Source organism: Streptosporangium sp. NBC_01639, from assembly GCF_045209755.1.
In the GTDB taxonomy this organism is placed as follows: Bacteria; Actinomycetota; Actinomycetes; order Streptosporangiales; family Streptosporangiaceae; genus Streptosporangium.
This window is the reverse complement of sequence record NZ_CP109272.1, coordinates 5,620,797-5,639,996: the sequence shown is the minus strand read 5'-3', so window position 1 is coordinate 5,639,996 and position 19,200 is coordinate 5,620,797. Positions and strand designations below refer to the sequence as shown.

Here is a 19,200-nt window from a genome sequence, read left to right as displayed (position 1 = left end):
GCTCAGGGTCGCCAGCGATCCGAGGATCACGCTGGGCCGTTGCCCTTCGAGCCATCATGCCTCCGCTTGCACCCATCCCCCGGTCGGCGCGGTGTCGTATTACTTCCGCCCCCGTTAACCATGGTCAAGCACTTACTCTAACCGCCCCGGCGATTGTTCCAGGAAAGCCACGCCTATGCTGCAGGCAACCTCCTGACTGAGCAAACCTGGTCTGGAACGCCCAGCGAACCGGTTACCTGGGCACATCACCAAGAAAGGACGTTATGCCTGGTCGGCGGGGAACCTGATTACCCAAACGCCACGCATTGCTGTCCAAACGGCACCGACACTGTCGCGACCTGCGCATTTACCGGTAATGCGTCACTCAGCGTCACCATAAGGGAGAACGGGCCCGGTCGTAGGACCGAGCCCGTTCTCCCTTACCGGGGATCGTCAGACGTTGAAGCGGAACTCCACCGCACGGGTTCGACCTGCGGAGATGCGGGGTCATCCCAGCGCGGGAGCCGCGACGGAGTACGAGAAGGCTCAAGATTGCCAACGCTGGACAGCAGCGCCGGCAAGGGGCCGAGGTCTGTGGACTTCTCCGCAACGTCTGCGGCCTGATCGCGCTCCCCGACTCCCGTGCCTCGCCTGCCGTCCGCCGCTCACAGCGGCCAGGCGGTCAGCAGATCGCCGGGACCGTAGGCGGCATCGAGCACCGGGCAGTCGACTCCGCTGCGTGAGACCGCCACGACCGGAACGGGATCGTCGGTGAGGACGGCCCGATGCCGATGGAGAGCGGCCAAGTCGTGCCGGTCGAAGGGTGACTGCTCCAGCCACTTGACGGAGCCGACGAAGAGCAGCTCCTTGGCGACGGGGGCGCGGTCCGCCCCCATGATGTCGATTTCGACGTCGTTGGTGCGGGTCCAGTAGCCGCCCACCGCGGGGGCCGCGGGGAGCCGGTCATCGGGCAGTATCCGCGCGAGCGCCTCGCGGATGAGCGGCTCGATCGCCCGGTCGCGCCAACTGGTCCAGCTCTCCCGGATCCGCGCCAAGGTCAGATCGCCCCGCCCCCGCTCGATCTCCTCCATGGACGGGCCGAGCAGGTGCAGCCAGAACCGCAGGTAGGGATCCGTCACCCGGTAGCGGCGATCCTTCGACGGGCGCAGCGATACGGGCAGCTCCGCCGCGACGATCCGCTTCTCCGTAAGCAGCTCCAGCGCTCGCTGCAGCGGCGTGGCCCCGATTCCGCCGGCCGCCCGGGCGATATTGGTGAAGGTCCGCTCGCCACTACCGATAGCCGCCAGCACCGTACGCGCCTGAGCCTGCGGGGGGAATTCGGCAGCCAGCGAGCGCTCGGCCGACACCAGCAGGGCCGAGACCGGGTCGCTCAGCGCCTCGCCGAGGAAGTCCCACAGTCCTGCACCTCGCGGCCACTCCGCGCAGATCAGCGGCAGCCCACCGGTGACCAGCGCGGCATCGAAGGCTTCCGCCGGATCCAGCCCGAGCATCCGCCCGACCTCAGCGGGATTCAGCGGCCCGAGCACCATCTCCCGGCCGCGCTGGTGGAAGGGTCGTCCGTAGCTGTTCAGCGCCTCCATCATCGACAGATCGGAGCCGATGAGGACCAGCAGCACTGGCTTGGTCTCCAGCACCCGATCCCAGGCCCGTTGCAACATCCCCTCAAAGCCGCCATCGGCGTCCATCAGGTATGGCACCTCGTCGATGACCAGCACGCTCACCTGGTCGGCGGGCAGCGCCGCAGCCAGCACATCCAACGCGGCATCCCAGCTCTCCGGCCGCGCGGCGGCCACCAGCCGTGCCAACGGCAGCGTCGATGCCTGGGCGTCCCTGGCCAGCCGTGCCAGATCCCCCCTAGGGGACGCACCGGTCGCCGCGTAGAACAAGAACGGGGCTCCGGAGCACTCCGCAAACCGCTCGACCAGTCGCGACTTGCCCACCCGGCGCCGCCCACGCAACATCACACACCGACCGGGCCGCTCTCCGCCAACCCCTGCCGCCACCTTCTGCAGCTCTCGCTCCAGCGTCGCCAGCTCCTGCCGACGACCTACAAAATCCGCCACGTCCGTCGACCTCCGACCTCCGCGCATGACACTAACGTTTATGTTAGTAACACTAATGTTAGCAGCACACCCGCCCCGCGTCTCGTCAGTTGTCGCTCAAAGTCACCAGTAGCGCACTCACAGAGCACACGTGGTGGGCAGCACCCACCGTCGGAAGTCCACGTCGACCGTCGAGGTGCCACGGGCAGCCCATCCCGGCACGATCCCAGCACGATAGGGATGAGCAGGGGTGATGACAGGTGACGACAGGTCAGGTTTCCCAGCGCGGGAAAAACCAGGGGCCCGGCTCCGCAGAATCGAACCCCTTCTGATCTGCATGTTGCCAGATCGACGACGCGATGGCACGTTACCCGCTAAACGTTGAAACGAACTCGACCACAAGGCTTTGACCTGCGGAAATGCAGGCGCATCCCAACACTGTCCCAGCACGGGAGCCGCGACGAGTACGAGAAGATCCAGAGCGCCAAGCCTACGCAGCAACGATGAGGCCACACAGCATCTGAACGCTGTAATAGTTCCTGTACTAATCTGGCATCATGAAGTCACCCCGCCCAGGCGGCACGGAGAATATCTCCGTCTCGATGCCTTCGGAACTCCTCGGTGCTCTGCGTACGCGCACCGGCAAACGCGGCATGTCCGCCTATGTGACCGCAGCGGTCCGGCATCAGCTGGCGATGGACGGTCTCGCCGAGATCGTGGCCGCCTACGAAGGCGAGCACGAACCGTTGAGCGAGGCCGAGGTCCAGGCCGCGCAGAACGAACTGTTCGGTGACGCACCGGCGCCGTGCGCGTCCGGCGACAGCGCTGCATGAAGGCGCCCGCTGCCAGGTCCCTGGTTCTGGACTCCCAGGCACTGTCGCTACTCCTGCGCAACGACCGCCAGATGATCACTCGGATCGAGGCCGCTCGGCGCGTAGGCGTGCCCGTCCTGGTGTCGGCCCTGACGGTGGTGGAGGCCGCCTATGGGAAGACGGATACCGCCCGGCTGCGCTGGGTGCTCTCCCGCCTTCAGGTCCAAAACGTCACCCCGGCGGACAGCCTCACTGCGGTGCGTCTGCTGAGCGACGCCGGCGGGCTGCACGGCCACAAGTACGCCATCGATGCTCTCGTCGCCGCGATGGCGCTCCGCTCCCCGGCGCCCGTGCTGGTGCTGACCTCGGACCGCGACGACTGGTCGAAACTGTGCGGCGACCGTGTACAGATCAAGGACGTCTGAGCTTGATGTTCGCCTTGTAGGCGAGGGCAGTACGGAAGGTCCGCATGCTCTGAGACGCGTGCTCGTCATGCCGCGAGCAAAGGGCCCGACCCCGAAGAGTCGGACCCTCTCTGACCTGCACGTTTGCGAGATCAACGACGTGATGGCACGTCACCCGCTACACGTTGAAGCGGAACTCCACGACGTCGCCGTCGCGCATCACGTAGTCCTTGCCCTCGATGCGGGCCTTGCCCGCCTGGCGGGCGGCGGCGATGGAACCGACCTCGACCAGCTCGTCGAAGGAGACGATCTCGGCCTTGATGAAGCCCCGCTGGAAGTCGGTGTGGATGACCCCGGCCGCCTCGGGAGCGGTGGCGCCCTTGCGGATCGTCCAGGCCCGGGTCTCCTTGGGACCGGCGGTCAGGTAGGTCTGCAGGCCGAGGGTCTCGAACCCGACATGGGCGAGCTGGGCGAGACCGGACTGCTCCTGGCCGACGGACTGCAGGAGCTCCAGCGCCTCGTCGTCGGGGAGCTCGACGAGCTCGGACTCGATCTTGGCGTCGAGGAAGACGGCCTCGGCCGGCGCGACGATCGCCGCCAGCCGGGCCCGCAGGTCCTCGTCCGTCAGCTCGTCGGCGTCGAGGTTGAACGCGTAGAGGAACGGCTTGGTGGTCAGCAGGTGCAGCTCGCGCAGGGCGGCCACGTCGATCCCGGCCCCCTTCGCTCCGGCGTACAGGGTGGTGCCGCCGTCGAGGAGCTTGACCGCCGCCTCCGCCGCCTCCAGCGTGGCCTTGCGGTCCTTGTTCGTCCTGGACTCCTTCTGGAGGCGCGGAATCGCCTTCTCCAGGGTCTGCAGGTCGGCGAGGATCAGCTCGGTATTGATCGTTTCGATGTCGCGCTCAGGGGCGACGTCACCGTCCACGTGGGTCACGTCCGGGTCGGTGAAGACCCGGATGACCTGGCAGATGGCATCGGTCTCACGGATGTTGGCCAGGAACTGGTTGCCCCGTCCCTGCCCCTCCGAGGCACCGCGGACCAGCCCGGCGATGTCGACGAACTCGACCTTCGCGGGCAGGATCTTCGCGGAATCGAAGATCTCGGCCAGCTTCTCCAGACGTGGGTCGGGAACGCCGACGATGCCCACGTTGGGCTCGATGGTGGCGAACGGGTAGTTCGCCGCCAGGGCGTTGGCGGTCTTCGTCAGCGCGTTGAAAAGCGTTGACTTGCCGACGTTGGGCAATCCGACGATGCCGATGCTCAGGCTCACGTCAGCCGAGTTTACGGGGAATCACACGGTGCTATCCGCCGAGGACGGGTCACAGGCCGGTAGAAATCACGCTCTGCCTGCCCGCGGACGGCGATCCGGCCGTCCGGGCAGCGGATCCGGGGACGGCCGTCCATGGGGGAACCGGACGCCCGGCGCCACCTTCCCCTAACGGTGCGCTTCCTTGGAAAACTCTGAGTGACGGGATATGTCACTGCAAGCCGTACGACGGCGGCCGGACCGCAAGGCGTGTCGGGAAGCCGGGAACGGCCGGGCCTGCGATCATTCCGTGGTGGACGTCATGGCACTCGTTTTCCAGCTCGCCGTGGGACTCGCCGCGGGACTCGCGATCGGATTCCTGCTGGGCCGGGCGCGTGCCGCCTCAGGGGCGACGGGCATGGAGGTGCGCCTGGCCGAGGCCGAGGCCCGGGCGAAGGTCGCCGAGGAGAAGGTCGCCTATGTCGAAGGACAGCTCGCCGAGCGGTTCCAGACCCTGTCGGCCCGCGCGCTCGACGTCAACAACCTGCGGTTCCTGGAGCTGGCCGAGACCCGGCTGGCCGCCAGCCGTACCGAGGCCGCCGGGGAGCTGGAGCAGCGCAAACAGGCCGTCGAGCACATGATCGAGCCGTTGAAGGACACCCTGGCCCGCGTCGAGACGCAGCTGCGCGACACCCAGACGGGCCAGCGGGCCGCCCACGCCGAGCTGGCCAAGCACATCGACGTCGTCCGCGAGAGCAACGACCAGCTCCGCGTCCAGACGACCGCGCTGGTGCGCGCCCTGCAGCGCCCGGAGGCCAGGGGCCGGTGGGGGGAGCTCCAGCTCCGCAGGGTCGCCGAGATCGCCGGCATGCAGCGCTACTGCGACTTCGACGAGCAGGCGAGCGCCACCACCGCCGACGGCGTGCTCCGGCCCGACATGGTCGTACGGCTGGCCGGCGGCAAGAACGTGGTGGTCGACTCCAAGGTCTCCCTGGCCGCCTACCTGGAGGCCGCCGAGTCCGACGACCCCGACCACCAGTCGGCCCGGCTCGACTCCCACGCCCGGCACGTGCGCGAGCACGTGGACCGGCTCGCCGCCAAGGCCTACTGGCAGGCGTTCAGTCCGGCACCGGAGTTCGTGGTGCTGTTCATTCCGGGCGAGGCGTTCCTGGCCCCGGCGCTGGAACGCGATCCCGCCCTGCTGGAGTACGCCATGCGGCGGCGGGTCCACATCGCCACGCCCACCACGCTGATCACCATGCTCCGCACCGCCCAGTACGCCTGGCAGCAGGCCGCGCTCAGCGAGAACGCCCGGGCGGTCTTCGAGCTGGGCAAGGAACTCTACGAGCGGCTGGGCACCATGGGACGGAACATGGAGTCGATGGGCCGGTCGCTGAGCAGGGCGGTGGAGTCCTACAACCGGACGGTCGGCTCCCTGGAGACCCGGGTGCTGGTGAGCGCGCGCAAGCTGAACGACCTGGGGCTGGTCGAGACCGAGCTGGACGGGCCCGCGACGGTCGAGGACCTGCCGCGCGCACTGACCTCGCCGGAACTGCTGGAAGAGGAGAGGTCAAGCTCCCCTCTGATATCCCGGCTCAACGGTAAATTGACCAACGACCTGCCCTAGAGGCTGTTCTCTTGGGGCGCCGACAGCCGGACACTGGAGGCGGAGCGGAGCGGGTTGGCGATGAGGGCCGAGGCCGAGGGGGGCGTCTGTGGACGAGCGAGGCGACGGGCAGCCGCTTGGCGGAGGTGGGCGCGTGAGTGAGCGCAGGCGCGGAGGCGGCATCCGGCTGACCGCCCGGGGGGCGATGACGTCGGTGCTGGCATTGTCCCTGGCGGGCGGTGTCCTGCAGGCGTTACTCGGTCCGCCCGCGCTGGCCGGGGTGGCGTTCGTGGCCGGCTGCGTGGTCGCGGTGTCGCTGGTGAACCGGCGGGACCTGCTCTCGCTGGTGGTGTCCCCACCGCTGATCTTCCTGCTGGCCACGCTGGTCGTCGAGGCGGTCCGGGCCCTGGGCTCGACCTCGCCGATCCAGGCGTTCAGCCTGGGCATGCTCACCACGCTGTCGGCCGGTGCCCCGTGGCTGTTCGGCGGCACGCTCGTGGTCCTGCTCGTCGCGTGGCGCCGCGGTCTCGCCCAGTGCGTACGTGATCTGCGCGAGGAGCTACGGGCGGCCGGCCCGGACATCCCCCGCCCGAGGAGCGGCGGCACCGACTACGCCCCCGAGCCCGAGGGCTATTTCGAGCCCAAGGTGTACGGCACTCCCCGCGAAGGGCAGTGAGGCCGTACGACGCCGTCCGGCGCCGTACGGCCGGGGAGCGAGGTCAGACGGTGGCGCGCAGGTCCTTGCGGAGCTCGTGCGGGAGGGCGAAGCGGACGCTCTCCTCGACGGACTCGACCTCCTCGACGTCATCGAACCCGTGCGCGGCGAGACGGGCCAGGACGTCGGCGACGAGCTCTTCGGGGACCGAGGCACCGCTCGTCACGCCGACCGTGGTGACACCGTCGAGCCACTCGTCCTTGATCAGCGAGGCGTCGTCGACCAGGTAGGAGGCGTCGGCCCCGTGGTCGAGGGCGACCTCGACCAGCCGCTTGGAGTTGGATGAGTTCTCCGAGCCGACGACGATGACGAGCTGGGCCTGGGCGGCGATCTCCTTCACCGCGACCTGGCGGTTCTGGGTGGCGTAGCAGATGTCGTCGCTCGGCGGGTCGATGAGGTGCGGGAAGCGCTCCTTGAGCCGGGTGACCGTCTCGACCGTCTCGTCCACCGACAGTGTGGTCTGCGACAGCCACACCAGCCGGCTGGGGTCCTTCACCTGGACGGAGCCGACCGAATCGAGGCCGTCGACGAGCTGGATGTGGTCGGGGGCCTCACCCGCGGTGCCCTCGACCTCCTCGTGGCCCTCATGGCCGATGAGCAGGATGTCGTAGTCCTGGGACGCGAAGCGCCTGGCCTCGTTGTGCACCTTCGTCACCAGCGGGCAGGTGGCGTCGATCGTCCTGAGGCTGCGCTGGGCGGCTTCCTGATGGACCGCCGGGGAGACTCCGTGGGCGGAGAAGACCACGATGGCGCCCTCGGGCACCTGCTCGGTCTCCTCGACGAAGATCGCTCCGCGCGCCTCCAGCGTCTTGACCACATGGGTGTTGTGGACGATCTGCTTGCGGACGTAGATCGGCGCGCCGTACTGCTCAAGGGCCTTCTCGACGGCCTGGACCGCTCGATCGACCCCCGCGCAGTAGCCACGGGGCTTAGCCACAAGTACGCGTCGGGTCGCGGGGGTCGTTGAAGTCATGTTCTTATGCTACGTGGAGTGTCCGCTGGGCCGCCCACGCGTCCTATGACCTCATACGGCACAGTCTTACCGGACCAGGTGCCCAATACAGACTCCCAGGGAGACGACATGGCAGTCCCCGACATCTTCCGAAATGTCACAAGAAATGTTAAAGAAGCGCTCTCCAGTCGCGAGGGATTCAAGGAGAAGGCCAAGGATCTGCCGCTGTACGTGCTGCAGTCCGCACTGAGCGGAGTGGGCCAGGTTCTGCTGATCGGCGACCGCATGCGGACCTCGGTCAAGCGCCTCGCCGGCCAGGACGAGAGCTCCGAGGAGTCCCGCCCGGAGAGCGAGAAGGCCGCCGCGAGCGTGGAGATCGAGGAGAAGCCGGTCCGCCGCGAGCCGGTCATCTTCGCTCCGCGCCCGGAGAGCGCCGCCGGCTCGGCCGCCGGGGGGACCACGTCCGAGGCCAACGGCTCCTCGTCCCGTCCGGAACCGGTCATCTTCGCCCCCACCAAGTCCAAGGTGACCGAGAACACCGAGAACAAGGTGACCGAGCCGGAGCCCGCGGCTCCCGAGGCGGAGGCGCCCAAGGAGCAGGAGGCACCGAAGCCCACCGGAACCGCTGAGACCGCCGAGACCTTAAAGGCCACCGAACCCGCCGGGACCGTCCGCTCTTCCGAGGCCGCCAAGACAGTCGAGGCAGCCGGATCCGCCAAGACCGAGACCACCGAGACCGCCGAGGCCCAGACCGCCGAAGCCGCCGAGACCGAGCCCACCAAGGCCAAGGCCAAGCCGAAGTCCCGGGCCAAGGCCGCCGAGACCGCCGAACCCGCCGAGGACGAGGCCTCCGAAACCGGGATCGAGCTCCCCGCCCCCGCGGCCGTACAGGTCGAGGTCACGGAGGTGAAGGTCGTCAAGGCCGCGGGAGCCGGCGCCGCGTCGGCGAAGGTCACCGAGACCAGGATCGCCGATCCCGCGATGGCCGAGCCGGTCCCCGAAGCGATCACCGTACCCACCGAGCCGATGCCCGGCTACGGCCAGCTGACGGTCGCGTCCCTGCGCGCCCGGATGCGCGGCAAGTCCGCCGGGCAGATCGGGGATCTCCTCGCCTACGAGCGAGCCACCACCGCCCGTCCCGAGGTCGTGCGGATGTACGAGAACCGGCTGGTCAAGCTGGAGTCTGCGGAATAGTCGCCATCGGCGCGTAGGCTCCCGCCATGAGCTCGAAGACCACTCCGGAACAGCCGCTCCCGGTCCGCACGGTGCTGCAGATGGTCGGCGGCTGGATCGGCAAACTCGGCACCGTCTGGGTGGAGGGGCAGATCACCGAGTTGACCGCCCGCGGCGGCACGGTGTTCCTGACGTTGCGTGACCCTGTGGCCAATGTGTCGGCCCGGGTCACCTGCCCCCGTGGCGTCTACGAGGCGACCGTCCCCCGGCCGGTGGACGGAGCCCGGGTCGTTATGCACCTGAAACCGGACTTCTGGGTAAATAAGGGGTCTTTCGCGTTCACCGCGCTGGAGATGCGACCGGTCGGCGTTGGAGAGCTGCTGGCCCGGCTGGAGCGACTCCGCCAGGTGCTCGCCGCCGAAGGGCTCTTCGGAGTCGACCGCAAGCGGCGGCTGCCGTTCCTGCCCGGCACCGTCGGGCTGATCTGCGGTCGTGACTCGGCCGCCGAACGCGACGTGCTGGAAAACTCGCGGCGCCGCTGGCCGGCGGTGCGGTTCAAGGTCGAGCCCGTGGCCGTGCAGGGGCCCTACGCGGTCGGCGAGGTCACCGAGGCCCTGCGCCGGTTCGACGCGGACGGAGAGGTCGACGTCATCGTGGTCGCACGGGGCGGCGGGTCGATGGAGGACCTGCTGCCCTTCTCCGACGAGGCGCTGGTCCGGGCGGTCGCCGCGTGCCGGACCCCGGTGGTCAGCGCGATCGGGCACGAGCAGGACAACCCGCTGCTCGACCTGGTCGCCGACGTCCGGGCGTCCACCCCCACCGACGCCGCCAAGAAGGTCGTCCCGGACGTCGGTGAGCAGCTCACGCTGGTGCGCCAACTCCGCGACCGGGGCCGCCGGGTCGCCGGTGGCTGGCTGGAGCGGGAGGCGGCATGGCTGACGGCGGTCCGCTCCCGCCCCTCCCTGGCCGACCCGGTCCGCGAGATCGAGCGCCGGGCCGAGCAGGCCGAGCAGCTCAGGGATCGGGCCAGGCGTTCGCTCACCGGCTCCCTGGACCGCGCCCAGGACTCCCTGGGGCATCTGAGAGCGCGCCTGGTCTCCCTCTCCCCCGCCGCCACCCTGGAACGCGGCTACGCGATCGTGCAGCGCCCCTCGGGCGACGTCGTACGGCTGGCGGGCGACGTCGCCCCCGGTGACGAGCTGACGATCCGGTTCTCCGACGACAGGGTGACGGTCAGGAGCGAGACCGCCACGTGAGCGACGGATAGCCGTCGTCGACGAAGCCGAGTTCCCGGTAGAGCGGCTCCGCCTCCGAGGTGGCGTGCAGGTCCACCCTGCGGACCTCGCCGTCCCGGTACCAGTCCAGGAGCGCGGACATGATGGCCCGGCCGTGTCCCTGGCGCCGGTGCGCGGGGTCGGTCGTCATGCCCTGGATGTAGCCGCAGCGGCCGTCGGGAAGGGTGGGGCCGGGGAAGCGGCCGAAGATGAGGCCGATCCCGCAGGCGGCCAGGCCGCCCGTGGGGGCGTCCACCACGTAGACGGCCGTGTCGGCGCTGCCCAGCCGTTCCTTGAGGCTGTCGGCGTAGGCTTCCTGCCAGTGCTCGTCGATGGGGTGGCTGCCGTCCTGGGCCATCCGGTCGGCCAGGATCTCACGCAGACGGACCAGTTCGGGGATGTCGTCGGGGGTCGCGGTGCGAACGCTCATCGACGGATTCTCCCAGTCCCGCGAGCTGCGAAGTCCGCCGGGGTGACCTCGGGTTCCCGACCGCCTGTCCGCGGCCTCCGTCGGGGAACGTCGCACTAGGGTGGTGGACGTGGCCGATGAGAAGACACCGTCGTACGAGCAGGCACGCGAGGAGCTGACCGAGGTGGTCCGCCGCCTGGAGGCGGGCGGGCTCACACTGGAGCAGTCGATCGAGCTCTGGGAGCGTGGCGAGAAGCTGGCGTCGCTGTGCGAGGAGTGGCTCCAGGGCGCCCGGGTGAAGCTGGCCGCCGCCATGGCGCAGCGCAGGCAGCCCGACCTCTCCGGCGACGCGCCCTTCTGACCGCCGGGGACCGCACGGCGCGCTGCGGCCGTACGGTGTGCCGGTCAGGAGGCCGTCTTCACCTGCTGCTTGAGCGACCCCGCCAGCGCCGACAGCTCGTCCCACTGGGCGGTCCCGGTGACGACGACCGTGACGTCGGGCAGGAGCCGGACGAGGGAGCGCTGGTCCTTGTCCTTGCGGAGGCGCTGTTCCCAGGTCACGCCGCCGACCTGGACGCTGCCGACGACCTCGCCGGTGTTGGCCATCCGGTTGGCGAACTCGGCCGCAGGCTTCTCGTCGCTCTGGGCGAGCATCGCGTGGGAGCGCTTGGCGGTGGCGAAACCGAGCCTCCAGCTCACCACGCCCTTCTCGTTGGTCACCCGGGAGCTCGTCGGAATCCAGCCGGCGGGCACCGGCTCGGGCGACCATGCCTGGTAGGGAGCGGTGTGGCGCATGTTGGCCACGTCGATCGAGTAGTCGACCTTGGGAATGTGCTCGGTCCTGCTCTGCGGCGTGACCAGCAGAAAGACGCCGACGCCGGCGAGGCAGACCAGCATCGCGACCGCGTAGCCGTAGAAACCCTGAGTGAACCGTTCCACGTCTGTCGACCCTAGTCGCTCGGGAGGGCGGTCCCGGCCTCAGGGGCGACGGATCTGCCCGATGATGGCCAGCACACCCTCGGCGAGGTCGCGGGAGGCGTCCTCGTCCTCGGACAGGGCGACCTCGGAGACGGCGGCGGCGAGCGCGCCGGTGAGGACCACGACCAGCGCGCCCTGGTCGTCCTCGAACAGGGTGGCGTTGCGCTTGGCCCACTGGCGCAGCCGGTCGCGCACGATGAGCTCGAAGCCGGGCGGCCCGTCCCCCCGCAGGAACAGCGCGGAGATCTCGCGCTCGGCGAGGCACCCCTCCAGGTAGGCGCGGGCGCCGGCGACGAACAGCCGCATCGGGTCCGTCTCGCCCTCGGCGCGGACCTCCTGGACCGCCTGTTTGGTCCGCTGCGTCTGCCGGGTCTGGAACTCGTCGAAGAGCGTCAGGTAGAGATCGGCCTTGCCGGAGAAGTGGTGGTAGAGGCTGCCGACACTCGCTCCGGCACGGGCGACCACGTCGGTGACCCCGGCCTCCGCGAAACCGCTCGCGACGAAGACCTCCCTCGCCGCAGTGAGGAGTGCGACGCGCGTGGCGGCACCCCGCTCGGAGGTCCGTGCGGTCACACCTGTCACCTCCCGGTCCATGTCGCTGCTCATGCTGGGCACATTATCCCCCGACACCCGGTAAGAGGGTGGCAACTACGATCGTTGCAGTAATCCAGGAGAGGGGCTCCTTGTCATGTCCGATCAGACATCCGTACCCGCCGCGCTCGCCACGGGCGCACACGCGCCCGACCGCAACCTCGCTCTCGAACTCGTCAGGGTGACCGAGGCCGCCGCGATGGCGGCGGCCCGCTGGGTCGGGCGCGGCGACAAGAACGGCGCCGACGGCGCCGCGGTGAACGCGATGCGCCAGTTGATCAACACGGTGTCGATGAGCGGTGTGGTGGTGATCGGCGAGGGGGAGAAGGACAACGCGCCGATGCTCTACAACGGCGAGCAGGTCGGGGATGGCAGCGGCGCCGCGTGCGACGTGGCCGTGGACCCGATCGACGGCACCCGGCTGACGGCGCTCGGCATGCCCAACGGCATCTCGGTCATCGCGGTCAGCGAGCGCGGCTCGATGTACGACCCGTCAGCGGTCTTCTACATGGACAAACTGGTCACCGGCCCCGAGGCCGCCGGGTCGGTGGACATCAACGCACCGGTGGCCGACAACATCGCCGCGGTGGCCCGGGCCAAGGGCGGCGAGCCCTCGGACGTGACCGTGGTCGTCCTCGACCGGCCGCGCCACGAGAAGCTCATCAGGGAGATCCGGGACACCGGCGCGCGGATCAGGCTCATCACCGACGGCGACGTGGCCGGAGCGATCATGGCCGCCCGCGCCGGCACCGGCGTGGATCTGATGCTGGGCGTCGGCGGCACGCCCGAGGGCATCATCGCGGCCTGCGCGCTCAAGTGCCTGGGCGGTGTCATCCAGGGCCGGCTGTGGCCGCAGGACGACGCCGAGCGCCGCCGGGCGCTGGACGCCGGCCTCGATCTGGACGCCACGCTGAGCACCGACGACCTGGTCAGATCGGACGACGTGTTCTTCGCGGCCACCGGCATCACCGACGGCGAGCTCATGCAGGGGGTCCGCTACCGGGGCGGTCACGCGGTCACCAGTTCCCTGGTCATGCGGGGCCGTTCCGGCACGATCCGCAAGATCGAGAGTGAGCACCAGCTCTGGAAGCTGCGCGCCTACAGCGCGATCAACTTCGACAGCGCGAGCTGACCGGCCGGGAATCACCCGTTCAGCGGCGGAACCAGGGCCGGCGGGGCCGCTTGGGCGACTTGGCGACGATGCTGCCCAGCGTGACGAGGCCGGTGATCTCGATGACCGGGCCGTCGGGCGAGGGCGGCACCTGGTTCTTCTTCCCGGCCATGAAGCCGGAGGCGGGCATCTCGATCCGGACGCCCTCGGGGACGATCAGCGTGAGGGTCCCGGCCATCACGGTGGCCTGGAGAGTCACGTGGCCGGACTGGAGCAGCGCCTCGCGCAGGTCGAGCGTGACGTTGGCGCAGATCGCGGTGGCGGAGAAGCGGGTGGGCACCACCCAGCGGCCCGAGCGCTCATCCGAGCCGAAGAAGGCCACGACCGGGCGGACGTCGGTCCGCAGCGGCTGAGCCTCGGGTGGGAGCAGGTCGGTGGTGAGTGCGCCGATCTCGCCCAGGGTGCGGGCACGGTACAGCGCTTCGAGCCGCTCCTCGTGCTCCTCGTGGTTCAGCCGGCCGTCGGCGAGCGCGTCGCCCAGCACGGCGGCCACCCGTTCCCGGTCGGTGTTGCCCGCCCGCAGGTCGCCGGGGCGCGGCTCGCCCGCCTGGTTGTGAACGGCCGGAGGCCGGGAGCTTTCCACCTTCCCGACCCTAACCGCTGCCGGGGCCCGTACACCATTGACCGCCGGGGGCGGCGCCCCTACCCTGACGGGAACTTGACTCCCCCTCATGTTCCGTGGAGACCATGGTGCCGACCCCCCGCGACAGGCAGGCACGAATGGCGACCTGGGCCGCCTTCTTCGTCCAGGGCATCTGCTTCGCCACCCTGCTCACCCACGTGATCGACCTGCAGCACAGGTTCGGGCTGAGCGACGGGGACCTCACTCTCGTCCTGCTGCTCGTGCCGGTGATCGCCGGCGTCGGAAGCGTCGTGGCCGGTCCGCTGGCCGCGAGGTACGGCAGCGGACCGGTCCTGCGGATCTCCCAGTTGGGGGTCTGCGGCGTCGTGGCCCTTTCCGGGTGGAACGACGGGCTCGCCGGGCTGTACTCGCTCAGCGCCGTGTTCGGCCTCTTCGTCGGGGCGGTGGACGCGGCGATGAACATGCAGGCCGTAGCCGTCGAGCGCCGCTACGGCATGAGCGTGCTGACCGGCTTCCACGCCGTGTGGAGTGTCGGTTCGATGCTGGGTGCCGGATTCAACACGGCCTTCAGCGCCCTCGGGACGGGCCTGGGCTGGTCGTTCACCGTCCCGGTGGCGATCGGCGCCGCGATCTCGGTCGTCCTGCTGCCCCGGCTCTACGGCCGGGACGAGGAGAAGGCGACGGCGCACGCCGCCGCGGCGGCCGGGGTGCCGTGGCGGCCGATCATCCCGCTCTGCCTGGCGATGGCCTTCCTCTACGTCGGCGACGCGGCGGTCTCCAACTACGGCACCGTCTACATGGAGAAGGCGCTGGGGGCGACCGGCTGGCTGGTGCCCTTCGCCTACCTCGTCTACCAGGCGGCCATGCTCGCCGTGCGGATCCCCGGCGACCTCGCGGTACGAAGGTACGGCCCGGCCCCGGTCGTCCGGGGGGGCGCGGTGCTCGCCGCCGTCGGCACGCTGGGCGTCGTCGTCGCCCCCGGCGCCCTGGTGGCGGTCCTGTCGTTCGGTCTGGTCGGCATCGGACTGTCCGTCATCGCGCCGCAGTCGTTCTCCGCGGCCGGCCGCCTCGGCGCCGGGGCCGAGACGGCGATCGCACGGGTCAACGTGTTCAACTACGTGGGCTTCCTCATCGGCGCGGCCGTGGTCGGCACCGTCAACGACACCGTGGACGTACGGACGGCGTTCATACCGGCCGCCGTCATGGTGGCCCTGATCGTGCCGCTGGCCCGGGGCTTCCAGCCCAAGCCGGAGGTCGCGGCCCGAGGATGACGGCGCCCGTTCCGACCGGTCTCCCCTTCTTCCGCCTTCTCCCGCCTTCTCACGGCAGGGAGAGGGTGCCACGGCCGGAGACCGGCGGCGGCCCCACCGGTCTCGCTCCTCCCCCGTCAGAGGCAGGGGCGCTGGTCTCGCTCCCCCGTCAGAGGCAGGGGCGCCGGGTCTGCTTGTCCCCGTCCTTGTCCCGTCAGAGGTAGGGGCGCCCGGCCTCCTCCCCCGTCAGAGGTAGGGGCGCTGGGCCTGCTTGGCCCGTTCGTAGCCGAGCCGGGCCCGCTGTGCCTCCGGCAGATCCGACACCTCGGCGATCGGCACGTCCCACCAGGCCGTGGTGTCGGCCCCCGGCCCCGGAACGGTCTCGACATGCACGACGGTGGTCCGGGCCGACCCGCGCGCCTTGGCCAGCGCCACCCGCAGGGACTCGGGACCGTCGGCACGCAGCACGTCCGCACCCAGACTGGCCGCGTTGGCCGCCAGGTCCACCGGCAGGAACCCGCCGTCCAACTCCCCCGAGGCGCCGCGCATCCGATACGCCGTCCCCAGCCGGCGGGCCCCGACCGACTCCGACAGGGCGCCGATGGAGGCGAAACCGTGGTTGTCGACCAGCACGACGACGAGTTTGACGCCCTCCTGCACGGCGGTGGCGATCTCCTGGGCCATCATCAGGTAGGAGCCGTCACCGACCAGCACGAAGACCTCCCGCTCCGGATCGGCCAGTTTCACCCCGAGTCCCGCGGCGATCTCATATCCCATGCAGGAGTAGCCGTACTCCACGTGATAGGTCCCCGGCCCGGCGGCCCGCCAGAGTTTGTGCAGGTCACCGGGGATCGACCCGGCCGCGTTGACCACCACGTCCGCCGGTCGGGCCACCTCGTTGACCATGCCCACCACCACCGGCTGGGTCAGCGTGTCTCCCGTGGTCAGCACCGAGACCTGCTCTTGCCAGTGGCGGGCCAGCTCCGTCGCCCGGGCACTCCAGCCGGGCTCGGCGCGCCAGTCACCGGCCCCCGGCGCCTCCAACGCCCGCAGCGCCTGGCGGGCGTCGGCGACGAGCGCCGCACCGGCGTGCTTGGCCGCGTCGAAGGCGGTGATGTTCACGTTCAAGAAGGCCGCCGAGCCGAACAGGGTCCGCGAGGCGGTGGTGAAGTCGCTGTAGCGGGTGCCCACCCCGATGACCAGGTCGGCCTCGCGGGCCAGGGCGTTGGCCGCGGTGCTGCCGGTGTGCCCGATCCCACCGACCGCGCACGGATGGTCGTACGGCACGGCGCCCTTGCCGGCCTGGGTCTCAGCCACCGGGATGCCGTGCCCGGCGGCGAAGGCGGCCAGCTCCGGTGCGGCCTGGCTGTAGATCACCCCGCCGCCGGCCACGATCAGCGGCCGCCGCGAGGCCCGCAGCAACTCGACCGCCCGCTCCAGCGCGGCCGGTTCGGGCACCGGGCGGGCCACGTGCCAGACCCGCCGGCGAAACAGTTCGTCGGGCCAGTCAGCGGCCTCGGCCTGCACGTCCTGGGGCAGGGCGAGGGTGACCGCACCGGTCTCGGCCGGATCGCTCAGCACCCGCATCGCGGCCAGCAGCGCCGAGGGCAGCTGTTCGGGGCGGTTGATCCGGTCGAAGAAGCGGCTGACCGGTCGCAGCGCGTCGTTGACGCTCACGTCGTAGGAACGGGGGTCTTCCAGCTCCTGCAGCACGGGGGTGGCGGCGCGGGTGGCGAAGAGGTCGCCGGGCAGCAGCAGCACCGGAATCCGGTTGATCGTGGCCAGCGCCGCGCCGGTGACCAGGTTGGTGGCGCCCGGCCCGATCGAAGTGGTGCACGCGAAGGCGGACAGCCGGTTGCGGGCCCGCGCGTAGCCGACCGCGGTGTGCACCATGGCCTGCTCGTTGCGGGCCAGGTAGTACGGCAGCGCGTCGGCGGTGCCGGCGCCCTGTTCGGCCAGGGCCTGACCGATGCCCGCCACGTTGCCGTGCCCGAAGATCCCGAAACAACCGGCGATCAGCCGCTGCTCGACACCGTCACGCTCGGTCCACTGCTGGGCGAGGAAGCGCACGAGCGCCTGGGCCACCGTCAGTCTCATCGAATCTCCTTGAGCGTGGCGACCCCCGGCTTCAGCCGTGGGGGCGAAGTCAACGCGGCGCCTTCGTCATGGGGAGGCGGGAGTCGACCGCCTGTTCGGTCCAGGAGGAGCGGATCCAGGCGTGCCGGGGGTCGTCGCAGAAGGCCATGGACCGCGTCGGAGCGGGTCCGGCCAGCACGTTGAGGTAGTAGAGGTCGTAGCCCGGGGCCGCCATCGAGGGGCCGTGGTAGCCGTGCGGGACGAGCACCACGTCGCCTCCCGACACCTCGGCCAGTGTGTCGTGGGTGCCGTAGACCCGCTGGTAGCCGGGGCCGCCCTCGAAGTAGTAGATCTCCTCCAGCACGGCCTCGTGCTCGGCGGCGGTGTCGTGCTTGTGCGGCGGGTAGGACGACCAGTTGCCGCCGGGGGTCAGCACCTCGACCGCGACGAGCTTGTCGCAGTCGAACGCGTCCGGGGCGCAGAAGTTGTTCACCTGGCGGCTGGCCTGGCCCGCGCCGCGCACCTCGACCGGGACCTCGCGCGCCGGGCCGTACCGGACGGGGAAGCTCCTGGTCGCCCGGGCCGCGGGGAACGCGAAACGGCCCGTGCCGGTGATCCGGACGGTCGCGCCGACGGGCAGGTAGGCGAAGTCGCTGACCGCCTGGAAGACCGAGGTCCGGCCGTGGAGCGTGAGCCGTACACCGTCGCACTCGACCGCGCACGAGCCCGACAGGGGCAGGACCAGCATCTCCTCGTCGCCCGTGGTGAACTCCACGCTCTCGCCGGACAGACAGAGCAGGCGGAGCCCGGCGTAGGTCCACCCGGCCGACTCCGGGGTGACCAGCAGCGCCCAGGGGGCCAGCGCCGTGCTTCCCGCGGGGATGAAGGTCATCGATTTTCCTCTCCCGATCCGTCGAGGTGTGACGCCTCGGCACCGTGTCTGCGCGCTCGCTCGCTCACTGTCACCTCCAGCATCGCCGCGGCGGTGTCGACGGCCGCGGCCACGTCGTCATCGGAGGGGTACAGCAATGCGCGGCCCACCACAAGGCCCCGCACGCCGGGGAGTCCGAGCGCGTCGCGCCAGGCGGCGTAGGTCTCCTGGGGCGCTCCGGTGGGATCACCCCCCAGGAGCAGGGTCGGCAGCGTCGTGGCGCGCATCACCCGCTCCATCTCCACGACCACCGGGATCTTCAGCCAGGTGTGCGCGGACGTCGCACCCAGCCCCTGCCCGACGTGCATGGAACGGATGACCCCCTCGGCGGACAGGTCGTGGGTGACCGTCCCGTTCACCCGTCGCGACCAGAACGGCTCGACCATCGCGACCAGGCTGTGCCCGGCCAGTTCGGTGATCGTCCGGGCACAGGTTTCCAGGGTGGTGGCGGTGGCGGGGTCATCCAGGCCGATCCGGCAGAGCATCTTGCCGCCGTCCAGGCCCATCCGGAGGATGGAGGCGGTGTCGTAGGCGGTGAAGCGGTCGTCGAACTCGAACGCCGCGCCGTGCACCCCGCCCCGGTTCATCGAGCCGATGACGAGCTTGTCCTCCAGCGCGCCGAGCAGTAGCAGGTCCTCGACGATGTCGGGGGTGGCGAGCAGCCCGTCCACGCCGGGCCGGGCCAGCGCCACGCACAGGCGCCGCAGCAGATCGACGCGGCTGCCCATGGCGAACGGCCGGTTCCCCGCGCCGAGCACGCCCCGGGCCGGATGGTCGGCCGCGATGATGAGGAGCTGTCCACGCTCCTTCAGGGGGCTGCCGCGCCGCCGTGCCGCGGCCGCCTCCGCGATCCGCCAGGGAGCGTGCGCGCGGATGTCGAGCAGGCCGCGGTAGTCGTCCTCGCTCATCCCCGCGGCGGCGTCCGGACGGACCCCGGTGCCCGTCTGTGCGGTCCCGGAGCCGTCCCGGGCGGTCCCGGAGCCGTCGCGG

General features: G+C 70.4%; 19 protein-coding genes. 9 read left to right on the top strand and 10 right to left on the bottom strand.

Annotation, left to right across the window (positions count from 1 at the left end; genetic code table 11):
- Positions 1 to 644: 644 nt before the first annotated feature.
- Positions 645 to 2,063 carry an ATP-binding protein gene (locus tag OHA77_RS25850; protein ID WP_406312060.1) on the bottom strand — a complete coding sequence of 473 codons (1,419 nt, stop codon included), beginning with the start codon at positions 2,061 to 2,063 and terminating at the stop codon, positions 645 to 647.
- A 581-nt stretch (positions 2,064 to 2,644) separates the two neighbouring features.
- Between OHA77_RS25850 and OHA77_RS25845 the strand changes: the two genes are divergently transcribed.
- Complete coding sequence (locus OHA77_RS25845; RefSeq protein WP_406312059.1) at positions 2,645 to 2,875, top strand: CopG family transcriptional regulator; 231 nt, start codon at positions 2,645 to 2,647, stop codon at positions 2,873 to 2,875.
- Complete coding sequence (locus OHA77_RS25840) at positions 2,872 to 3,279, top strand: PIN domain-containing protein (RefSeq protein ID WP_406312058.1); 408 nt, start codon at positions 2,872 to 2,874, stop codon at positions 3,277 to 3,279. The genes OHA77_RS25845 and OHA77_RS25840 overlap by 4 nt, the downstream gene beginning before the upstream one ends.
- A 157-nt stretch (positions 3,280 to 3,436) precedes the next feature.
- Here the strand turns inward: OHA77_RS25840 and ychF are convergent, their stop codons facing one another.
- Positions 3,437 to 4,525, bottom strand: a complete 1,089-nt coding sequence (gene ychF, locus OHA77_RS25835; RefSeq protein WP_406312056.1) for a redox-regulated ATPase YchF — start codon at positions 4,523 to 4,525, stop codon at positions 3,437 to 3,439.
- 298 nt (positions 4,526 to 4,823) lie between these two features.
- On the opposite strand from ychF, the gene OHA77_RS25830 reads away from it, so the two are divergent.
- Together OHA77_RS25830 and OHA77_RS25825 are read left to right on the top strand one after the other, a co-directional pair.
- Positions 4,824 to 6,128 carry a DNA recombination protein RmuC gene (locus OHA77_RS25830; RefSeq protein ID WP_406312055.1) on the top strand — a complete coding sequence of 435 codons (1,305 nt, stop codon included), beginning with the start codon at positions 4,824 to 4,826 and terminating at the stop codon, positions 6,126 to 6,128.
- 133 nt (positions 6,129 to 6,261) lie between these two features.
- Positions 6,262 to 6,783: a DUF6542 domain-containing protein gene (locus OHA77_RS25825; protein ID WP_406312054.1), complete on the top strand. Its 522-nt coding sequence runs from the start codon at positions 6,262 to 6,264 to the stop codon at positions 6,781 to 6,783.
- Positions 6,784 to 6,826: 43 nt separating this feature from the next.
- Here OHA77_RS25825 and OHA77_RS25820 read toward each other — a convergent pair whose 3' ends face one another.
- Positions 6,827 to 7,795 (bottom strand): 4-hydroxy-3-methylbut-2-enyl diphosphate reductase, encoded by a 969-nt coding sequence (locus tag OHA77_RS25820; RefSeq protein ID WP_406312053.1) that lies wholly within the window; start codon positions 7,793 to 7,795, stop codon positions 6,827 to 6,829.
- 108 nt (positions 7,796 to 7,903) lie between these two features.
- Here OHA77_RS25820 and OHA77_RS25815 point away from each other — a divergent pair, with 108 nt between their 5' ends.
- Both OHA77_RS25815 and xseA read left to right on the top strand, forming a co-directional pair.
- Positions 7,904 to 8,968, top strand: coding sequence for a hypothetical protein (locus OHA77_RS25815; RefSeq protein WP_406312052.1), 1,065 nt, complete (start codon positions 7,904 to 7,906; stop codon positions 8,966 to 8,968).
- Positions 8,969 to 8,994: 26 nt separating this feature from the next.
- Positions 8,995 to 10,203: an exodeoxyribonuclease VII large subunit gene (gene xseA, locus OHA77_RS25810; protein WP_406312051.1), complete on the top strand. Its 1,209-nt coding sequence runs from the start codon at positions 8,995 to 8,997 to the stop codon at positions 10,201 to 10,203.
- Here xseA and OHA77_RS25805 read toward each other — a convergent pair.
- On the bottom strand, positions 10,181 to 10,651 hold the full coding sequence (locus OHA77_RS25805; RefSeq protein WP_406312050.1) for a GNAT family N-acetyltransferase: 471 nt from the start codon (positions 10,649 to 10,651) through the stop codon (positions 10,181 to 10,183). The genes xseA and OHA77_RS25805 overlap by 23 nt on opposite strands.
- Before the next feature lie 100 nt (positions 10,652 to 10,751).
- Between OHA77_RS25805 and OHA77_RS25800 the strand changes: the two genes are divergently transcribed.
- A complete protein-coding gene (locus OHA77_RS25800) occupies positions 10,752 to 10,991 on the top strand; it encodes an exodeoxyribonuclease VII small subunit (protein ID WP_406312049.1) in 240 nt (79 codons plus the stop codon).
- Positions 10,992 to 11,035: 44 nt separating this feature from the next.
- Here the strand turns inward: OHA77_RS25800 and OHA77_RS25795 are convergent, their stop codons facing one another.
- Together OHA77_RS25795 and OHA77_RS25790 are read right to left on the bottom strand one after the other, a co-directional pair.
- Complete coding sequence (locus OHA77_RS25795; protein WP_406312048.1) at positions 11,036 to 11,569, bottom strand: DUF4245 domain-containing protein; 534 nt, start codon at positions 11,567 to 11,569, stop codon at positions 11,036 to 11,038.
- Between the two features lie 39 nt (positions 11,570 to 11,608).
- Positions 11,609 to 12,214 carry a TetR/AcrR family transcriptional regulator gene (locus OHA77_RS25790; protein ID WP_406312047.1) on the bottom strand — a complete coding sequence of 202 codons (606 nt, stop codon included), beginning with the start codon at positions 12,212 to 12,214 and terminating at the stop codon, positions 11,609 to 11,611.
- An 82-nt stretch (positions 12,215 to 12,296) separates the two neighbouring features.
- Between OHA77_RS25790 and glpX the strand changes: the two genes are divergently transcribed.
- Entirely contained in the window at positions 12,297 to 13,331 is a 1,035-nt protein-coding gene (glpX, locus tag OHA77_RS25785) for a class II fructose-bisphosphatase (protein ID WP_326825646.1), read from the top strand.
- A 19-nt stretch (positions 13,332 to 13,350) separates the two neighbouring features.
- On the opposite strand, the gene OHA77_RS25780 is transcribed toward glpX, so the two are convergent.
- Positions 13,351 to 13,953: a DUF1707 domain-containing protein gene (locus OHA77_RS25780; RefSeq protein WP_406312046.1), complete on the bottom strand. Its 603-nt coding sequence runs from the start codon at positions 13,951 to 13,953 to the stop codon at positions 13,351 to 13,353.
- A 104-nt stretch (positions 13,954 to 14,057) separates the two neighbouring features.
- Between OHA77_RS25780 and OHA77_RS25775 the strand changes: the two genes are divergently transcribed.
- On the top strand, positions 14,058 to 15,224 hold the full coding sequence (locus OHA77_RS25775; RefSeq protein ID WP_406312045.1) for an MFS transporter: 1,167 nt from the start codon (positions 14,058 to 14,060) through the stop codon (positions 15,222 to 15,224).
- A 225-nt stretch (positions 15,225 to 15,449) separates the two neighbouring features.
- Here OHA77_RS25775 and iolD read toward each other — a convergent pair whose 3' ends face one another.
- Genes iolD through OHA77_RS25760 form a run of 3 tightly spaced genes read right to left on the bottom strand, consistent with a single transcriptional unit; the run spans position 15,450 to position 19,118 of the window.
- Positions 15,450 to 17,300: a 3D-(3,5/4)-trihydroxycyclohexane-1,2-dione acylhydrolase (decyclizing) gene (gene iolD, locus OHA77_RS25770; RefSeq protein WP_406312044.1), complete on the bottom strand. Its 1,851-nt coding sequence runs from the start codon at positions 17,298 to 17,300 to the stop codon at positions 15,450 to 15,452.
- Between the two features lie 49 nt (positions 17,301 to 17,349).
- Positions 17,350 to 18,171 (bottom strand): 5-deoxy-glucuronate isomerase, encoded by an 822-nt coding sequence (iolB, locus tag OHA77_RS25765; protein ID WP_406312043.1) that lies wholly within the window; start codon positions 18,169 to 18,171, stop codon positions 17,350 to 17,352.
- Entirely contained in the window at positions 18,168 to 19,118 is a 951-nt protein-coding gene (locus OHA77_RS25760; RefSeq protein ID WP_406319873.1) for a deoxyribose-phosphate aldolase, read from the bottom strand. Before OHA77_RS25760 ends, iolB begins: the two co-directional genes overlap by 4 nt.
- Positions 19,119 to 19,200 lie beyond the last annotated feature (82 nt).

Coding starts and splice junctions, on each gene's coding strand:
- OHA77_RS25760 (WP_406319873.1), bottom strand. CDS start 19,118: ATGAGCGAGGACGACTACCGCGGCCTGCTCGACATCCGCGCGCACGCT.
- OHA77_RS25775 (WP_406312045.1), top strand. CDS start 14,058: ATGGTGCCGACCCCCCGCGACAGGCAGGCACGAATGGCGACCTGGGCC.
- OHA77_RS25790 (WP_406312047.1), bottom strand. CDS start 12,214: ATGAGCAGCGACATGGACCGGGAGGTGACAGGTGTGACCGCACGGACC.
- OHA77_RS25840 (WP_406312058.1), top strand. CDS start 2,872: ATGAAGGCGCCCGCTGCCAGGTCCCTGGTTCTGGACTCCCAGGCACTG.
- OHA77_RS25805 (WP_406312050.1), bottom strand. CDS start 10,651: ATGAGCGTTCGCACCGCGACCCCCGACGACATCCCCGAACTGGTCCGT.
- xseA (WP_406312051.1), top strand. CDS start 8,995: ATGAGCTCGAAGACCACTCCGGAACAGCCGCTCCCGGTCCGCACGGTG.
- glpX (WP_326825646.1), top strand. CDS start 12,297: ATGTCCGATCAGACATCCGTACCCGCCGCGCTCGCCACGGGCGCACAC.
- OHA77_RS25820 (WP_406312053.1), bottom strand. CDS start 7,795: ATGACTTCAACGACCCCCGCGACCCGACGCGTACTTGTGGCTAAGCCC.
- OHA77_RS25815 (WP_406312052.1), top strand. CDS start 7,904: ATGGCAGTCCCCGACATCTTCCGAAATGTCACAAGAAATGTTAAAGAA.
- OHA77_RS25845 (WP_406312059.1), top strand. CDS start 2,645: ATGCCTTCGGAACTCCTCGGTGCTCTGCGTACGCGCACCGGCAAACGC.
- OHA77_RS25830 (WP_406312055.1), top strand. CDS start 4,824: ATGGCACTCGTTTTCCAGCTCGCCGTGGGACTCGCCGCGGGACTCGCG.
- iolD (WP_406312044.1), bottom strand. CDS start 17,300: ATGAGACTGACGGTGGCCCAGGCGCTCGTGCGCTTCCTCGCCCAGCAG.
- iolB (WP_406312043.1), bottom strand. CDS start 18,171: ATGACCTTCATCCCCGCGGGAAGCACGGCGCTGGCCCCCTGGGCGCTG.